Below are 17,920 nucleotides of genomic sequence, written 5' to 3'. Positions count from 1 at the left end.
AGGTGCCGCTGACGATCGACGGGCTCAAGACCTGCAAGGCGCTGACCGGCGACGGCACGATGGTCAACGTCACGCTCTGCTTCTCGGCGGCGCAGGCGCTGCTCGCGGCGAAGGCGGGGGCGACCTTCGTCTCGCCCTTCGCCGGCCGCCACGACGACAATGGCTTCGACGGCATGCAGCTTATCGCCGACATCCGCCTGATCTATGACAATTATGCCTACGACACCGAAATCCTCGTCGCGAGCGTCCGCCACGGCATCCACGTCCTCGAGGCCGCCAAGATCGGCGCCGATGTCATGACCGCCCCCCCCTCCGTCATCAAGGGCCTGTTCAAGCATATCCTCACCGAAAAGGGCATCGAAGGCTTCCTCGCCGACTGGACAAAAACCGGCCAGGCCATCTGACCCCCTCCGCTGTCATCCCGCGCGAAAAACCGGGTCGCTATCGGGTCGAACGGCGCTGTACGAGTTCGACGTCGACCTCGACACGTTTCAGCGGTGCATCGGGGCGCTCGATCCGCGCGATCAGGAGCGAGACGGCCTGAGCCCCGATCGCCTGCAACGGCTGCCGGATCGTCGTCAATGGCGGATGGACCAGTACGGACCAGGGGATGTCGTCGAATCCCACGACCGCGACGTCTTCGGGCACGCGGCGGCCCAGTTCGCCAAGCGCCCCGATCACCCCGATCGCAATCGTGTCGTTCGCACATACGACAAGATCCATGTCCTTGCGGGCTAGCGCCTGGCGCACCTCCGTGCCGATTTCGATCGAGAAGGCGTTCGCACATTCCCACGCGATTGGGATGCGGCCGTCGAGAGCCTCGACCAGGCCCTTCCGCCGTTGCGCGGTACCCGGGAAATTCTTCGGCCCTGTCACGAGCGCGATGTTCCTGTAGCCCGACGCCAGAATATAGTCGGCTAGCAGCTTGCCACCCATCGCGTAATTCGACGTCACCATGTCATGGTTGGGCATTGGGCGATCGACGACGACCGTCGGCACCGAAATATTGAGGTCGGTCAGCAGGTCGCGTTTCGAGGACGGGCACCAGCAAATTCCGTCAACGCCGTAGACGGCGAGACGCTCCAGTCCCTCGGCCTCGCTTTGCCCGTCGTTGCTTTCGACAAGGATGACCGCATAGCCCGACCGGCGCGCGGCTTCGCCTACCGAATGGGCCAGTTCGGGAAAGAAGGGGTTGCAAAGATCGGGAAGCACAAGTCCGATCATATGGCTGCGTCCGGTGCGCATCGTCTTGGCGAGTTGGTTTCGCCGATACCCCAATTCTTCGGCGGCCTTCAGGACGCGAGCCTTCATCTCGCGGCCCACTGATCCGGTGTTGTTCATGACGAACGAAACCGTGGCGATGGAGGCGCCGGTTTCACGGGCGATATCCTTGATCGTGACCCGCTTGCCGCTCTTACCCGTCATTCCTGCATCCCCGAACCGCGCCGGATGACCGGAGCGTGTCCTGACGCAACTACGCTGCGAGACGCGGATCGTCCAGCACGGTCGAACGGGTGCGGTTCGATGCGCCCGGGCGCGCGGCAACCCCGACGAATCAGCGCGAACCCGTGGGCGTCGAGCGCTACCCGCCGATGCGCGGGATCCATAATCGCCCTGATCCATTCCGATCATCCTTTTATCGCACAGGCCTGCCGATCGACGCCGATGGGATGCCGCAACAACGCTATTGCAAGAATCAAAACGTTTAAGTAAGACGAGGATCAAATCATAGAATATATAAATGGGATAGGGAATGACAGCGACTCGCGTTCTCGTCGTCGGGAGCATCAACTGCGATATCACGGTCCGCGTCCCGGACCTGCCGTTGCCCAATCAGACGATATTGGGCCATGGTGCGTCCACGACGATCGGAGGTAAGGGGCTGAATCAGGCCGCGGCTGCTGCGGCGGTCGGCGCCGACGTTCAATTCGTTGCGACGATCGGCGACGATCACTTCAGCCGGCAAATGATCGACTATCTGGGGCAAACAGGTGTCGGCACCGATTTCGTCCGGTCGAAGCCGGCGTGTCGGTCGGGGATAGCGATCATCACGGTCGATGATGCGGGCAACAATGTCATTGCGGTCGCCCCCGGCGCCAATGGTGAGGTAACGCCCGAACAGGTCGAGGCCGCATTCGACGATGGCGAACTGCCAGCGGTGGTGCTGGTCCAGCTTGAAATTCCGATCGCGACAGTCGCCGCGACGCTCAGGCTCGCGCGCGCGCGCGGTGTGACGACGATCCTCAACCCGGCGCCGGCGCATCCCGATATTCTGGAATTCTTGCCGTTCATCGATATACTGACACCGAACGAACATGAACTCGCCGAACTCGCCGGCCTGTCGGTGGATGCGGTCGCAGCGGGTGGGGCTTCCTTCGAGGCGGCGCTGGTCAAGCTCCAGTCGATCAGCGGCGGGACCATTCTTGCCACGCGCGGGGCGTCGGGATCGACGGCCTATGACGGCAACGGCTTTTTGCGGATACCGGCCTATAGCATGGACGTCGTCGACACGACCGGCGCCGGCGATGTATTCAACGGAACGCTGGCCGCATCGATCGCTTCGGGCGACGACCTCGCCGGCGCGATACGAAAGGCCACGGCTGCCGCGGCAATATCGATTACCAGGCAATCGGCTGAAAACAGCGCCCCCAGCCTTTCCGAAGTCGTCGCGCTGATGGCTGGTCGGGATGGCGGGGCCAGCGCGCAGGCGGGAGAGACGGTGAAGCCATGAGAAAGATTGTCGCGACCCTGCTGATCGCCTTTCTCTTCGCGAGCTGCTCCCAGTCCGCCGTCCGCCGCGAAAAGCCGCTCGTCGCCGTGGTCATGAAATCGCTGGCGAACAGCTTCTTCGTCACGATGGTTGATGGCGTGACCGCCGATCACGCGAAGCGCAGTGGCGAATTCAGTCTCCTTCTCAATGGTACCCGCAACGAAAACGATCTCGCGCAGCAAGTCGCAATCATCGACCAGATGATTGCGATGCGGGTTGATGCGATCGTCATCGCACCGGCTGATTCCAAGGCGGTGATCCCCGCGCTGGCTCGCGCCATGAAGCGCGGCATCAAGGTCATCAACATCGACAACCGCCTCGATCCCGCGATCCTCGCGCAATATCGCATCAGGGTACCATTCGTGGGCCCCGACAATCGCAAAGGCGCGGAAAAGGTCGGCTCCTATGCCGCCGCAAAGCTGGCGCCCGGCGATGAAGTCGCGATTATCGAAGGGATTTCGACGGCGGAAAATTCGCGAGCCCGTCGCATGGGCCTGGAAGATGCCGCGAAGGCAGCGAAACTGAAGATCGTCAGCCAGCAAAGCGCATCATGGGATCAGGCTCGCGCGGCCGAAATTGCGGGCGCGCTGCTGATTCGCTATCCCAATCTGAAGGCGATCTTCGCGGCAAACGACAGCATGGCGTTGGGCGTGGCATCCGCCGTTACGCAGGCGGGACGCACGATCGTGGTCACCGGGTTCGACAATGTCGCTGCGGTTCGCCCCTTGCTCGACCGAGGCGTCATCGTTGCGACCGCGGATCAATATGGCGGGAAGCTGGGTGTGTTCGGGGTCGACTATGCCTTGAAGGCGGTCCGATCGAACAGTTCGTTGCCCGATCTCGAAACGCCGGTTGACCTCGTCCACGCCCGCCCGCCGCGCGCTGAACAGGAGTAGGTCGATGGGATTGAAGATCGGCAACCTGTCAAAGGCATTCGCGGCGCCGGTGCTGCGAGCGGTCGATATTCAGATCGCGAGTGGTGAAATTCGCGGGCTCGTCGGTGAGAACGGGGCGGGAAAATCGACATTGCTCAACATATTGAGCGGTGCGATCCGCGCCGACGGGGGCGAAATCCTGCTCGACGACGAGGCATATAAGCCCGCTTCGGTGCGCGCGGCGCTGGATGCCGGTGTCGCGCTGGCGACGCAGGAACTGAGTATGATCGAGACGCTTTCCGCGGCCGAGAATCTCGCGCTGTCCCGCTTTCCGAGCCGATTCGGCATCGTGCGGAGACGGCACCGCGACACGGTGGCGAAGGCGGCCTTTGCCAGCCTGGGGCTTTCGCACCTGCCGCCATCGCTGCTCGCCAGCGACATGACGCTCGCCGACCAGCAGTTGCTGGAGATCGCGCGCGCGTCGATGCACGGCACGAAGGTCCTGATGCTCGACGAGCCAACCGCAGCGCTGTCGCGCGAACAGGCGGGACTGGTGCACGACCTGATCCGGGCAAAGGCGGCGGAGGGTGCTGCGATCCTCTATGTGAGCCACCGGCTGGAGGATTTGAAACAGGTTTGCGACACGATCTCGGTGTTGCGCGACGGGGAATTGATTCTGACCAAACCCAGCGAAGCGCTTTCGATCCCCGCGATGATCGAGGCGATGGCCGGCACGTTCGCGCAGCGCGACCGACGAGCAGCGGCGCGTGGCGAGGGGCCAGCCGCCCTTCGGGTGACCGATGTCACCACCGCAGAACTGCCGCACCCCCTTTCGATCGAGGTCAAGGCCGGCGAAGTCGTCGGACTAGCCGGGCTGGCCGGTGCCGGGCGGAGCGAGTTGATGCGCGCGATCATGGGGCTCGATGCCCGGTCGGGCGGGCGCTGCGAGCGTCTGGTCGATGGCATCGCGACGGCCGTGACGACGCCGGCCGATGCCGTGGCGGCGGGCATCGGCTATGTGCCGGAAGATCGCAAGATGAGCGGCATATTTGCCGGTCAAAGCGTGGCTTTCAACCTGTCGCTGTCGGCCCTGCGTGGTCGACGGGCGACTCCCGATAGCTGGATCCGCGAGCGTGGCGCCGCAATCCGCGACATTCTGAAGATTCGCAGTTCGGGGCTCGACCAGCCGATCGAACAGCTCAGCGGCGGCAACCAGCAGAAGGTGATCCTGGGTCGCTGGCTGATGCTCGACACCCCGGTGCTGTTGCTCGACGAGCCGGGGCGCGGTGTCGATGTCGCCGCCAAGGCCGATATTTTCGACGAGATTTCGCGTCTGGCGGCTGCTGGCGCTGCGGTTTTGATGGCGTCGAGTGAAATGGATGAACTGACCAGCACATGCGATCGGATCGCGGTGATGTCGGGGCGCCGGATCGCGGCGATATTCGAAGGGCCGGAATGGGATGAAGCAGCGATCATGACGGCCGCCTTCTCGGCGCATGTCGGTGGATCCGCCGCAGGAAACGAAGCGACGAGGGCAGGGGTGTATCATGACTGAATTGGCAGCCAGAGTCGCGCGGCACGGACGCGATAACTTCATCATCATCGCGGTCGCGCTGGTCGTGATCGTTTTCGGCGTCCTGTCCGAGGGATTTTTCTCAGCCGGTTCGGCGCAGATTCTGCTCAACCAGCTTCCCACGCTGATGGTCGTAACGGTCGGCATGATCATCGTGATGCTGATCGGCGGGATTGATCTGTCGGTGGGGTCGGTCGTCGCGCTCAGTTCAACGCTGGTCGCGACGATGATCGTTTCGCACTCGCTGCCGCTTCCGGTAGCGATTCTGATCGGCCTGGCGGCGGGCCTCGCACTCGGACTGACAAATGGCTGGTTCTCGACCTATGCCGGCTTGCCCAGCTTCATCGTCACGCTCGGGGTCCTCGAAGCGGGGCGTGGACTGGCGTATTTGGTGAGTGATTCGCAGACAATCTTCGTGGGGCCTTCGATCGAAGCGCTGGCGCTCCCGCTATACGGGATCGGCGTTTCGCCGGCTTTCCTCGTCGCGCTCGGTATCACGATCGTCGCGCATGTGCTGGTCACGCGCTCGGTCGGAGGGCGCTATCTGGTGGCGATCGGGACCCGTGAGCAGGCGGCGCAGGCCGCCGGCATCAACACCCGGCCTTACAAGCTCGCCGCCTTCGCCATCTCGGGGACGCTCGCCGGGCTGGGCGGCGTGTTCAACGCCGCCTATCTTGCGGCGGCGGACCCCAATGCCGGATCGGGGATCGAGCTTTCGGCGATCGCGGCGGCGGTTATCGGCGGTACCAGCCTGATGGGTGGCCGCGGATCGGTGATCGGCGGTTTCATCGGGGTCCTGCTGATTGCCGTGCTGCAAAGCGGCCTCGCCCAGATCGGGGTTAGCGAACCGATGAAGCGGATCGTGACCGGCGTCGTTATCATTCTGGCGGTGCTGCTCGATCGCTGGCGTGCCCGCTGATCCGGGGGCATGGTCAAAGGCGCGGCGAGGATTTCATGATGCGGATTTCAAGACGTTCTGCGGTCGGTGCGATGTCTGCCTTTGCGCTGGCGCCTGCACTGCTGCGTGCCGAGACGCCCCCCCCGCGCCGTCCGAACATCGTCCTGCTGATGGCCGACGACTGGGGATGGGCCGGCGCGCAGTGCCTCGATCCCTCGAAAGCCCGGATGCCCAATTTCGCGCGCTTCAGGCGGGAGGGCGTCAACTTCACCAATGCCTTTGCCGCCGCGCCGTCGTGCACCGCATCGCGTGGAGCCGTGCTGTCCGGACAGTGGCCGTGGCGACTGCGCGAGGGTGCGAATCTGCAAGGCAGCCTGCCGCGGGACATCCCGCTCTATACCGAAATCCTGGCGAATGCCGGCTACCATGTCGGGTCGATGCGCAAAGGCTGGGCACCGGGATCGCTCGAAGCGGCGGGCCGCACCCAAAATCCGGCGGGCAGGGCCTATGCGTCGTTCGACGCCTTTCTGTCCGAACGTCCGAAAGATGCCGCATTCTGCTTCTGGTTTGGCGCGGAGGACCCACACCGACCCTTTGAAAAGGGCAGCGGGACCGCGAGCGGTATCGATCCTGCATCGGTGGACGTGCCACCCTATCTTCCCGACAGTCCGGCCGTACGCAGCGACATTGCCGACTATCGCTATTGCCTCGAACGTCTTGATCGCGATCTGGGCGATCTGGTCGCACGGCTTGATCGGGATGGGGAACTCGACAACACGCTGATCGTGGTGACGGGCGACAACGGCTGGGCTTTCCCGCGCGCGAAGGCGACGCTGTTCCACGCCGGATGGCATGTGCCGCTGGCGGTGATGTGGAAGGGGGAGGTCCGGGGAGGTCGTGAATCGGCTGCGCTCGTCAGTCTGATCGATCTGGCAGCGACCTTTCTCGACGTCGCCGGCATCGCTTTGCCGCAGCAGATGAATGCGAAAAGCCTGATGCCGGTTCTGCGCAATCCGCGGGCGCCGCACCGACCCTTCGTACTGGGCGCGACCGAGCGGCATATGAACGGCCGCGCGGTGCCCGGACAGGGGTATCCCGCGCGGGCGCTGCGCACCCAGCATCATCTGTTCATCCACAATTTTCGTCCCGACCGCTGGCCTGCCGGCGACCCCCAGCGCACCGTCATCGACGCGCATCGGGTCGAGGATGATATTTGGGCGGCCTTTGCCGATATCGACAAGGGTCCAGCCAAGGCGGAAATCGCGACGCGGCCGGAGTTCCTGCGATACCGCGAACTCGCGACGGGAAAGCGGCCGCAGCGGATGCTCTTCGATCCGGCGCGCGATCCTTTCGACCTTCGAAATCTTGCCGCCGACCCTCGCCATGCGCGGATGGTCGGAAAACTCGAAGCACGGCTTTTTTCCGAGCTGGCGGCAACGGGCGATCCGCGGGTTCTCGATCCGGTCGGCGACGTCTTTGACGGCTATCGCCCCAATGCCAGCGGCGCCTTCGCCCGCCCGGCGGACTGGTCCACCTCCTGATCGAGGGCGCCTGCCCGCCGACCAAACGGATCGAACGTTTCAGACATTCTCGTGATGCCGGCAAGGGGCGTTCCCGGGCCTGATGAAGCTGCGTCTGCACGCGAGCGCAAAAGCTATGGCTGACGGTGCTTTGGGCGACTCTCGACTCGTCGGGCAGCCGATTCCCTACAGCCGCAGGCGGATGAGCCGATCCTTCGGGCCCACCATGCTCAGCGCCGGCGCGGATGGCTTCTCGTTTTAGAATAATATACATATAATCAACGATATGGATAGGAATCTCGTTGTTGGCTGACCATTGAAAATATTCCATCCCAAAGCGCTTCACGGCTATTGACTTAAACGTTTTATTTCGTCATCTTTCACCATATCAGCAGCAGCGGACGACTGCCTGCGATACGTTATGGGATGGGAGAACATCATGCGCGCGCTTAATCGAGCTACCTTCGGCCACATCCGGGCCGGCCTTCTTGCGGCAACCGCGCTTGCCGGCTTCGCGGCAGGTCCGGCATGGGCGCAGGCGGCGGACGAGGCTGCAGCCGAAGCAAGCGCAAGCCAGGACACCGAAGCGGACGAGGGCGATGCGATCGTCGTGACCGGGATTCGCGGCAGCTTGACCCAGGCGGTGGACATCAAACGCGAGGCGGCGTCGATCGTCGATGCGATCAGCGCAGAGGATGTCGGCAAATTCCCCGACGCGAACATCGCGGAATCGGTCCAGCGCATCACGGGTGTCCAGATCAACCGCACGCGCGGCGAGGGGCGTACCGTCAACATTCGTGGTCTTCCCGCGAACTTCACGCTGACGACGCTCAATGGCCGCCTGCTTCCCAACGCGATTTCCAATGCGACCCAGGCGTCGTCGCGGACGTTTGACTTCTCGATCATGGCGCCCGAATTCGTCCGGACGCTGGAGGTTGCCAAGTCGCCTACCGCCGATCTGGAAGATGGCGGCCTTGCAGGCAATGTGAACATCAAGACGCCGCACGCGCTGTCGGCCAAGAAGATGTTCCTCTCCGGCTCGATTCAGGGCGAATATGCGAGCAACAACGGGAAAATCGCGCCGAAGGCATCGATCCTGTTCGGCGACACCTTTTTCGACGGCAGGCTGGGGCTGACCCTTGGCGTATCCTATGCCCGCCGGCGCGGCGAGACCCATCAGGTTACGCAGGGTTATACGACCGCGCAGGAAGCGGTCGGCCGCGACTGGGATGGCAATGGCATCATCGAGCCGACCAAGACGTACCGGATACTTGCCTCCGGCTTTTACAGCAATTTCCAGGAAGACAGCGAACGCATCGGGACGATCGCATCGGTCGAATATCAGGCGACCGACAGCCTGCGCCTGACGGTGGACGGCTTCTACAGCCATCTCAGCGTCGAAAACATTGCCAACCAGAACCTGCATTTCAACCAGATGAATCCGGTCGTCGTCAGTTCGACAGCCGAGGTTCTGGAAGGAATGCCGACGGTAACCAGCGTCCGCCTGCGGAACCTCGACTATCGCAACATCGGCCGCGTGGAGGATCGCACGGGCTATATCGGCAATGTCGTCGGGAGCGTTCTGTGGGAGCAGGACGCCTGGAAGGTGACGGTCGACGGCTCTTATGGCAAGTCCGCGCAGACCCGCAGCAACCTTGGCCTCGCGAACCAGATCGTCAACAATACCTCGACCGGCGAAGTCGGCTACACGGCAGAACCGGGCGATATCATCGGCAATACCACCTATTACGGCGCCTTCGCGGATGAGCGTCTGAAGCCCAGCAATTTTCGCCTTCTCAGCATCAATGGCGAATTCAATCGTCGCAGCCGCGACCGGGTGTGGGACTTGAAGGCCGATGTTCGCCGCGAATTCTACGACAGCTTCCTCACCAGCGTGCAGGTGGGTGTGAAATATGCCAATCGCGCAATCTATCAGGATAATTTCGCGATCAACGTGCCGATTGCGGGGCTTCGCAGTCTGCGCCCCGACACGCCGGTCGGCCCCCTTGCCGGATCGCTGAGCGCGGCACCCTATATGGTTCCGGTCGGACCGGGTCGCGGGGCCTTTCTTGGCAGCTACAGCGGCGATGCGACGTTCCCGAGCAACTGGCTTCGCGCGGATTATCGCCTGTTCATGAAGGGGGTGACGGAAGATCAGCTCGCCGCCGCCGGGCAAATCACCAACGACGCCTCCGGGATCATCGACGTCCGCGAAAAAACACTGGCGGGTTACGCGCGCGCCGACTGGGAGTCGGGGAATTTCGCGGGGAACCTTGGCGTTCGTGTGGTCCAGACCAAACAGGCATCGATCGGTGCGGTGCCCAATTTCAACGGCATCACGGTCGATGCGGAAGGGGGCAACGTCCTTCGCCTTCCGGTGTCGGAGGCGACGGCTGTAAACAAGAGCTATACCGACATCCTTCCCAGCCTGAACGTCAAATGGGAGGCGACTCCGGACGTGCTTGTCCGCTTCGCGGCATCGCGCACGCTGACCCGCCCGAACATGATCGAAATCTCGCCGTCGGCGACGGCCAGTTTCTTCAACCTCACCATCACGCGAAACAACCCGCTGCTCGACCCGTTCCGCGCCGACAATCTTGATCTGTCGGTCGAATATTATTTCGGAAACGGCGGGTTGGTCGGTTCGTCCTTCTTCTACAAGAATCTGCGTTCGCTGGTGCGCCGCGAGGTTTCGATCCAGACCTATCCGGTGACGTTCCTCCGCGCGGCGGGCAATACGGTGGAAAATCGCGACTTCGCGGTCAGCGAGCTCGTCAACGGCGACGGCGTCAAGGTGAAGGGTGTCGAACTTTATTACCAGCAGGCGTTCACCGGCTTGCCCAGCCCGTTCGACGGCCTCGGCACGATCGTCAATTACACCTTCATCGACAACAGCGATCCGCTGCAACTGACGGCGGCGTCGAAGCATAATTTCAACGTTGTCGGCTATTATGAAAAGGGTCCGGTCGGCTTTCGTCTGTCCTATTCGTGGCGGGCGGGTTTCCTTTCGGTCGCGCCATCCTTCCCGGTCATGGGCGAAAAGGTGAAGCCGTTCGGATCGCTCGACGCCAGCCTCAGCCTCAAGATTACCGACCAGGTCAGCGCGACGCTTGAAGGCATCAACCTTACAGACGCCGACGATGTCACTGTCTATACGACAGGTCTGCCGGCCGCCTACACCGATCCGGGCCGTCGCTTCGTGGCGGGGCTGCGCTTCTCCTTCTAAGAGGGAGAAGCATCCCGCCGCCGCACGCGACCGGATCGTGCGAGGGGGTAAGGCAAGAAGGGTGGAGTCAACATGATCGCGAGGAAGTTGCGCCTTCTGGCTTCGGTCGCAGCGCTGGCCGGCTGCGGAGTGTTTGCGACGCCGGTCATCGCTCAAGGCGGAGGGATCGACCGGACCGTCCTGCCGATCCCGCTTCCCGCCTTTGACGGGGTGATCGGTCGAACGGTCGAGGAATCGCGCGGCGATGGTCGGGCCTCGACGCCGGTGGAGGCGCCAGCCGGCGCGCCCAACATCCTGCTCATCCTTCTCGACGATGCGGGCTATGCGCAAACAAGCACCTTTGGCGGGCCGATCGCCACGCCAGTTCTCGATCAGCTTGCAAAAAATGGTCTGCGCTATCCCCGGTTCCAGGTCGATTCGATGTGTTCGCCAACGCGGGCGGCGTTGCTCGGCGGGCGCAACAATCATGTGATGGGGATGGGGCAGATTTCGAATACGCCGGCACCCTATCCCGGCTATAATGCGATGCTGCCGCCGGAGGCCGCGCTTGTGTCCGAAACGCTGCGCGCGAATGGCTATTCAACCGCCCTGTTCGGGAAATGGCACCTCACACCATCGCGTGAGCTGACGATTGCCGGGCCGTTCGACCGCTGGCCAACGCGCCAGGGGTTCGATCATTTCTGGGGTTTTCTTGCTGCCGAGGCCGATCAGTTCAATCCGCAGCTTACGCAGGACCAGTCGCCCACGGATTTCGTGAAGCCTGTCGGCCGCGATGATTACACGTTGACCGAAGGCATGGCGGACAAGACGATTGCCTGGATTCGTTCGCAGCAGTCGGTCGCGCCGAACAAACCTTTCTTCATCTATTTTGCGCCTGGCGCGACGCACGAGCCGCAGCAGGCGCCGAAGGCCTGGATCGACCGATTCCAGGGCAAGTTCGACATGGGATGGGATCGCTATCGCGAGGACGCGCTGGCCCGGCAAAAGGCGCTGGGTATCGTTCCCAAAAATACGAAACTGTCCCCGCGTCCGCCCGAGATTCCGGCATGGGCCTCGCTTTCGGACAAGGAAAAGAAGGTGCAGGCGCGGGCGATGGAGGTCTTTGCCGGCATGATGGCGCAGACCGATTACGAGATCGGCCGCGTCATCGATGCGGTGCGCGATACGGGTCAGCTCGACAATACGATGATCGTCTTCATCACCGGCGATAACGGCGCATCACAGGAGGGCGGCCCGACGGGTGCGTCGAACACGATGGCCTATATCAACGGCGTGGCGGAAAGTCTCGACGAACAGGGCGCGCGTCTTGCTGCGCTCGGTGGCCCGACAACCTCGCCCGGCTATTCAGCTGGCTGGGCATGGGCCGGCAATACGCCCTTTCCATGGGGAAAGCGCATCGGATCGCACCTGGGCAGCATGATGAACGGCATGGTCGTCAGTTGGCCGCAACGGATCAAGGACCCCGGTGGCGTGCGCAACCAGTTCGCTCATGTGATCGACGTCGCACCGACGTTGCTGGAGGCTGCGAAGCTTCCTCAGCCGCAGATGGTCAATGGGGTTGTGCAGCGTCCGATGGACGGCAAGAGTCTGCTCGGAACCTTCGACGATGCATCGGCGCCGGCGCCCCGTTCGACGCAATATAACGAGATGCTGGGAAATGTTGCGATCTATCAGGATGGATGGATGGCGTCGCGGCGTACGGGCGTGTTGCCTTGGTCGCATCGCGGGCCCAATCCTTCGACCGCCCTACCGGCGGCGCCCGATTGGGAACTCTATGACCTCAACACCGATTTCTCGCAGTCGAGGGATCTCGCGCGTGCGAACCCCCGCAAGCTTGCGGAGCTGAAAGCGCTGTTTGACGCCGAGGCGAGAAAAAATCAGGTCTATCCCCTTATGCCGGGCGGTGGCGGCGGCGGGCAGGCGCAAGCTCCGGAGTTTCGCGCCACCTATTTCGGGAAGACGCGCCTTTACGCCTGGCCGCCGCTTGAAAATCGCAGCTACACGCTCACGGCGAGCATCGACGTGCCCGTCGGCACCAGCGACGGCGTGATCGCCAGCGCCGGGGCGGGAGCGGGGGGATGGTCGCTTTATGTGAAGGACGGACATGTCCATTATACCTATAATTATTATGAAAAGCGGATCACGACACTTCGCGCGGCCGATCGATTGAAACCGGGAATGGCGATCGTGGGTCTGCGCGTCGAGGCACAGGGCGCCGTGCCCGGCGGACCCGCCACCGCGATTCTCAGCATCGACGGAAGCGAGGTAGCGCGGGAAATTCTGCCTGAAACGACGCGGGGGAAATTCTCGTTCGAAGACACGTTCGATATCGGCGAGGACAGCGGTTCGCCGGTGGCGGACTATTCGGCACCATTTGCCTTTCCTGGCCGGATCGAGAAGGTCGATCTGGTCGTCGATCCACGTGGTTGAGGGGCGGCGTCCATGAACAAGCGAAGCTTTTTGAAGGGCGCGTCGCTTCTGGCGCTGGCCGGCATACTGCCGCGGACGGCCGGCGCGCAGGCGCTGAAGCGAAAGCCCAATATCCTGATCGTGATCGCCGATGACCTCGATTATTCGTTGCTGAACTTCATGGGCGGGCGCAAGGGGCTTATGCCCCATGTAGAGGCGTTGACCGCGCGTTCGCATCGGTTCGTCAATGCCCGTGCTCTGGTCCCAATCTGCCAGCCATCGCGTGAGGCTCTGTTGTCGGGCAAGCTGCCGCACCGAAGCGGTGCGACCGGCTTCAATCCGATGAACGAGGGAACGGTCACGCTGCCGATGATTCTGCAGCGCGAGGGCTATTTCGCCGCGGCGATCCGCAAGATCGAGCATATGCTGCCGCAATCGTCATTTCCGTGGGACTTTGCGATCGGTGCCGCGACCTTCGCGCGCGCGTCGCAGGACCGCAATCCACTGATTTATGAAAAGGGCGTGGAACTCGCGATTGCCGAAGCTCAAACGCAGTCGAAACCCTTTTTCCTGTCCTGCAACATCGGCGATCCGCATCGGCCCTTCTACGGAAGTCCGGGTGGGCTCAAGATGGACCATCAGAATGACGGGCCGTACGCGATCGATCATCCGCTTGGTCCCGATGACCTCCGCTTGCCGCCGTGCCTCGATGATCTGCCGCAAGTGCGTGAGGAGGTGGCACAATATGCGAATAGCGCGCAGCGCAGCGACGCCTCGCTCGGGCGCGTCCTCGCTGCGCTCGACAGGAGCGGCGAGGCCGACAACACGATCGTCCTCTTCCTTTCGGACAACGGTCTTCCGTTTCCGTTCGGCAAGGCGACCGTTTATGACAGCGGAACGCGTTGCCCCTTTCTTGTCACATGGCCGGGGATGGGGGCGCCGCAAGCTTTCGACACGCTGGTCACCCACATCGACATCATGCCCACCTTGCTCGATATGCTGGGTATCGCGGCGCCGTCCGATCTCGACGGTCAATCCCTGATGCCCCTGATGGCGGGTGGGCCTTTCGCCGATCCGGCCTTTCAGGTCACCTATGTGAACAATCTGGCAGGCGGCGCAAATTATCCGCAGCGCGCGATCCAGGACAGGCGCTACGCCTATCTCTTCATGCCGTGGGCGGACGGCACGCTTGCGTTCAAGGCGGAAAGCATGCGCGGACTCAGCTTCAACGCGATGGTCGAAGGCGCAAAGGCCGACGCAAAGCTCGCCAGCCGCGTAAAACTCTATCAATATGGAGAGGTCGAGAGCTTCTATGATCTGGTCGCCGATCCCGGGCAGCGCGTCAATCTGATCAGAAGCCGCAAGCACGCCGGTGTGATTGCGCAGATGAAGAAGACGCTTCAGGCTTATATGCAGGCGAACGGCGATCCGCAGTTCGACAATTTCGTCCGTGTCCAACAGGGCTTGTCACCCGTGGTGATGCAGGATGCGGGCAGCGGCGGCGCGGTTGAGGGATAGCGGCTTGCCTTCGGGCGCGCCCTGCTTATTGCGGGTGAAAGTCGAGGCCGCATAGAGGAAGCTCGCCGCGCATGACAGGAAAGACGCCTCGCCCGAAAGACGCGGAGCATCGCGTGGCGATCGATAACATGCGCTATCTTGCCGGCGGCGTGTTCGCCATGGGATCCGACCGTCATTATCCGGAGGAAGCACCGGTACGGCGGGTAGAGGTCGGCCCCTTCTGGATCGACGAGACGCCGGTCACCAACCGTGAGTTTGCACGCTTTGTCGAGGCCACGGGCTATCATAGTCTCGCGGAGGTGGCTCCCGATCCGCGCGACTACCCGGACATGTTGCCCGAGATGGCGCGCGCCGGCTCGCTTCTCTTCCAAAGAACCCGGATGCCCGTCGACCTTGGCGATTATTCGCAGTGGTGGGAGTTCAGCTTCGGGACCGACTGGAGGCATCCGCACGGGCCGGACAGCGATCTGGACGAGTTGTGGGATCATCCGGTCGTCCATGTCGCCCATGCGGATGCCGAGGCCTATCTGAGCTGGGCGGGCAAGGTGTTGCCGACGGAGGCCGAATGGGAATTTGCGGCGCGTGGAGGACTCGACGGCGCGGATTATGCGTGGGGCGATGAGCTTGCGCCGGGCGGGGTCTGCCAGGCCAATTACTGGCAAGGGATGTTTCCTTACAGCAATCTGCTCGAAGACGGATACGAGCGGACATCGCCCGTCCGCTTCTATGCGCCGAACGGATATGGATTGTACGACATGATCGGCAATGTCTGGGAATGGACGGCCGATTGGTATGCGCTTCCCAAGATCGAGAGGAAATCGAAGGGCAGCTGTTGCATACCCGCCAACCCGCGCGGAGGCACACGGCGGGCGAGCCTGGAGGCCGGCGCGGGACCGAAGGCGTTTGGGCGAAAAGTCCTGAAGGGCGGATCGCATCTTTGCGCCGCCAGCTATTGCCAGCGCTACCGGCCTGCCGCACGCCACCCGCAAACGATCGACAGTTCGACGAGCCACATCGGGTTTCGCGGCGTAATCCGTGCGTGACGTCGATTTGCGGAGGTGAGGACGGCAACTGCGTCCGCTCGGTACGGTGGTTCGTCAGCGCGTCGCGGCGCGGGTGCAGAGTTCGAATCCGCGGAGCGGTCGATGCGCCGCTGAATGCAATCATAAATCGGAAGAGGACAGGGTGAGGTTCCGGTGCCCTCTGCTGTTCTGAAATGGCTCCCTAAGTTCGATAGGTCTCGAACTTTCGCCCGCTTCTTCCTCCCGGAAACCAGGTCGAGCATTCGTCGCTTCAAGACGCTTAGGGCTAACACCAGACTTCTCCTGGCCCTCGATCCAGCCATCGCGGCGTTGTCGCAAGCGTGCGAGGTCCGCTCTGCTCGTAGCGATCAAAAGCCGACAAAAAAGGCTAAGTTGGGGGCTCGTCGGCAGCCATCGTTGAGAGAGCGAGCCGTTGCTCTTGCCTCCGCGAACGGGGAGGTCCGCACGAGGGAGTTCTCCAACATTGGCGTACATCGATGCTATCTCCGGCGCATGTGCGACGAGGGTTTGCTCGTGAAGGCGGCCTATGGGCGTTACCGCTCAGCGTGATAATCTGCCGTGATTGCCATCCAAGACCCTGATCAACATCCTGACCCGCCCGAACCGACCATTACGGCATCGCATCGAATCGCCAATTTTGCTCAGGGCATGCCCCCTCCATCGTGGGAGGGCATCTAAAAAGGAGCAAGTTTTTGGCCAGGCCGAGAAGCGCAGTTAGCCGTTACAAACACCGCAAGAACATGGATCAGCCCGGAATACGCGAAGCGGTTCTTTATGCGCGGGTCTCGACACCGGATCAGCAGCGCGAGGGATATTCCATCCCATCCCAGGTGAAGTTGCTCGAAGACTATGCGGCGTTGAATGGCATTGTCGTCGTGTCGAGCCATATCGACGTGGAGACGGCGCGCAAGAGCGGCCGGACGGCCTTTGGCAACATGCTCCGCTATCTCAAGCGCCATCCCGAGGTTCGGATCATTCTCGTCGAGAAGACCGACCGGCTCTACCGGAATCTGAAGGACTGGGCGATCATCGACGATCTCGGCGTGGAGGTGCACTTCGTCAAAGAGAATGCCGTGATGTCCGACGGCTGCAGATCCTCCGAGAAGTTCGTCCACGGCATCAAGGTGCTGATGGCGAAAGCCTATATCGACAATCTTTCCGAAGAGACGCGCAAGGGAATGCTGGAAAAGGCGCAGCAGGGCCATTGGCCGAGTTTCGCGCCGCTTGGATATCTCAACGTCAGGGACGGGCAGGGCAGGAGCCTCATTGCGATCGATCCCGAGCTGGGACCGATCGTGACCCGGATATTCGACTGGTATGCGACAGGGCTCTACTCGTTGAAGGATGTCGCGGCCAAGGCTCGAGATGCGGGCATGCGATATCGCAAGAGCGGTCGGCCGATCGGCGTGAGCACGGTCCATCATATGCTGCGCAACCGGCTTTATGCCGGGTCGTTCGACTGGCGCGGCGAAGTCTATCAAGGTGTGCATGCCCCTCTCGTCTCCCCCGACACATGGGAGGCCGTTCAGCAGATCCTGGATGGCCGCAGCACGACGAATGTTCGTGCCAAGCCGCACCGCTTCCCGTTCACCGGCCTGATCAAATGCGGTCATTGCGGCTGTGCGCTGGTCGCCCAGATCCAGAAGGGGAAATACATCTATTACCGTTGCTCGGGTTTTCGAGGAAAATGCCCAGAGCCGTTCGTTCGCCAGGAAGTGCTGGAGGAGCAATTCGTCGGCCTTCTGAAGACGCTCTGGTGCGACCCGCAGCAATTTAAGCTCATCCGCGGCGGGCTGACGGGCGCCATCCCCACGGCAACCTTGACAGCGGGAGTGACACCTCTTCGGCAGCAAACACCGATATTGAATACGTCGCGAGCCCTGTTGAACGACGGCCTTGCATTGCTAGACATGGGCCGGACGGCGCATCTGCTATTTGCTGGCCTTCCTGACGAGATGAAACAGCATGTGCTGAGCCTCATCTTCCAGCGATGCTTTTGGGCTCATGGAAAGCTGACGGGATCGTTCACCACGCCGTTTGAGATTTTTGCGCACTGTCTGGTGGAGGCAGGTAAGGAGAGAGCACTGC

Annotated in this window: 12 protein-coding genes; 11 read left to right on the top strand and 1 reads right to left on the bottom strand. The window is 62.3% G+C overall.

The window, feature by feature from the left end:
• Positions 1–404, top strand: a 404-nt coding sequence (locus JNM03_RS04255; RefSeq protein ID WP_294034672.1) for a transaldolase family protein, incomplete at its 5' end; no start/stop codon positions are given.
• 37 nt (positions 405–441) lie between these two features.
• On the opposite strand, the gene JNM03_RS04250 is transcribed toward JNM03_RS04255, so the two are convergent.
• Complete coding sequence (locus JNM03_RS04250) at positions 442–1,425, bottom strand: LacI family DNA-binding transcriptional regulator (RefSeq protein ID WP_294034670.1); 984 nt, start codon at positions 1,423–1,425, stop codon at positions 442–444.
• A gap of 328 nt (positions 1,426–1,753) precedes the next feature.
• Here JNM03_RS04250 and JNM03_RS04245 point away from each other — a divergent pair, with 328 nt between their 5' ends.
• The 10 genes from JNM03_RS04245 to JNM03_RS04200 all read left to right on the top strand — a co-directional run.
• A complete protein-coding gene (locus JNM03_RS04245; RefSeq protein ID WP_294034668.1) occupies positions 1,754–2,731 on the top strand; it encodes a ribokinase in 978 nt (325 codons plus the stop codon).
• Positions 2,728–3,666: a substrate-binding domain-containing protein gene (locus JNM03_RS04240; protein WP_294034666.1), complete on the top strand. Its 939-nt coding sequence runs from the start codon at positions 2,728–2,730 to the stop codon at positions 3,664–3,666. Before JNM03_RS04245 ends, JNM03_RS04240 begins: the two co-directional genes overlap by 4 nt.
• 4 nt (positions 3,667–3,670) lie before the next feature.
• The gene (locus tag JNM03_RS04235; RefSeq protein WP_294034665.1) at positions 3,671–5,200 is read left to right on the top strand and encodes a sugar ABC transporter ATP-binding protein; all 1,530 of its coding nucleotides are present in this window, start codon (positions 3,671–3,673) and stop codon (positions 5,198–5,200) included.
• Positions 5,193–6,137 (top strand): ABC transporter permease, encoded by a 945-nt coding sequence (locus tag JNM03_RS04230; RefSeq protein ID WP_294034663.1) that lies wholly within the window; start codon positions 5,193–5,195, stop codon positions 6,135–6,137. The genes JNM03_RS04235 and JNM03_RS04230 overlap by 8 nt, the downstream gene beginning before the upstream one ends.
• Before the next feature lie 71 nt (positions 6,138–6,208).
• Positions 6,209–7,657, top strand: coding sequence for a sulfatase (locus tag JNM03_RS04225; protein ID WP_294034661.1), 1,449 nt, complete (start codon positions 6,209–6,211; stop codon positions 7,655–7,657).
• A gap of 418 nt (positions 7,658–8,075) precedes the next feature.
• Positions 8,076–10,862 carry a TonB-dependent receptor gene (locus JNM03_RS04220; RefSeq protein ID WP_294034659.1) on the top strand — a complete coding sequence of 929 codons (2,787 nt, stop codon included), beginning with the start codon at positions 8,076–8,078 and terminating at the stop codon, positions 10,860–10,862.
• Between the two features lie 72 nt (positions 10,863–10,934).
• Entirely contained in the window at positions 10,935–13,292 is a 2,358-nt protein-coding gene (locus tag JNM03_RS04215) for an arylsulfatase (protein ID WP_294034657.1), read from the top strand.
• A gap of 12 nt (positions 13,293–13,304) precedes the next feature.
• A complete protein-coding gene (locus tag JNM03_RS04210) occupies positions 13,305–14,789 on the top strand; it encodes a sulfatase (protein WP_294034655.1) in 1,485 nt (494 codons plus the stop codon).
• 128 nt (positions 14,790–14,917) lie between these two features.
• The gene (locus JNM03_RS04205) at positions 14,918–15,832 is read left to right on the top strand and encodes a formylglycine-generating enzyme family protein (protein WP_294034674.1); all 915 of its coding nucleotides are present in this window, start codon (positions 14,918–14,920) and stop codon (positions 15,830–15,832) included.
• A 740-nt stretch (positions 15,833–16,572) separates the two neighbouring features.
• A partial coding sequence (locus tag JNM03_RS04200; RefSeq protein ID WP_294034653.1) for a recombinase family protein occupies positions 16,573–17,920 on the top strand: 1,348 nt, incomplete at its 3' end.

Source organism: Sphingopyxis sp. (genome assembly GCF_016793825.1).
GTDB lineage: Bacteria > Pseudomonadota > Alphaproteobacteria > Sphingomonadales > Sphingomonadaceae > Sphingopyxis.
The sequence above is the reverse complement of the archived record's forward strand: the minus strand, read 5'-3'. Positions and strand labels throughout refer to the sequence as shown.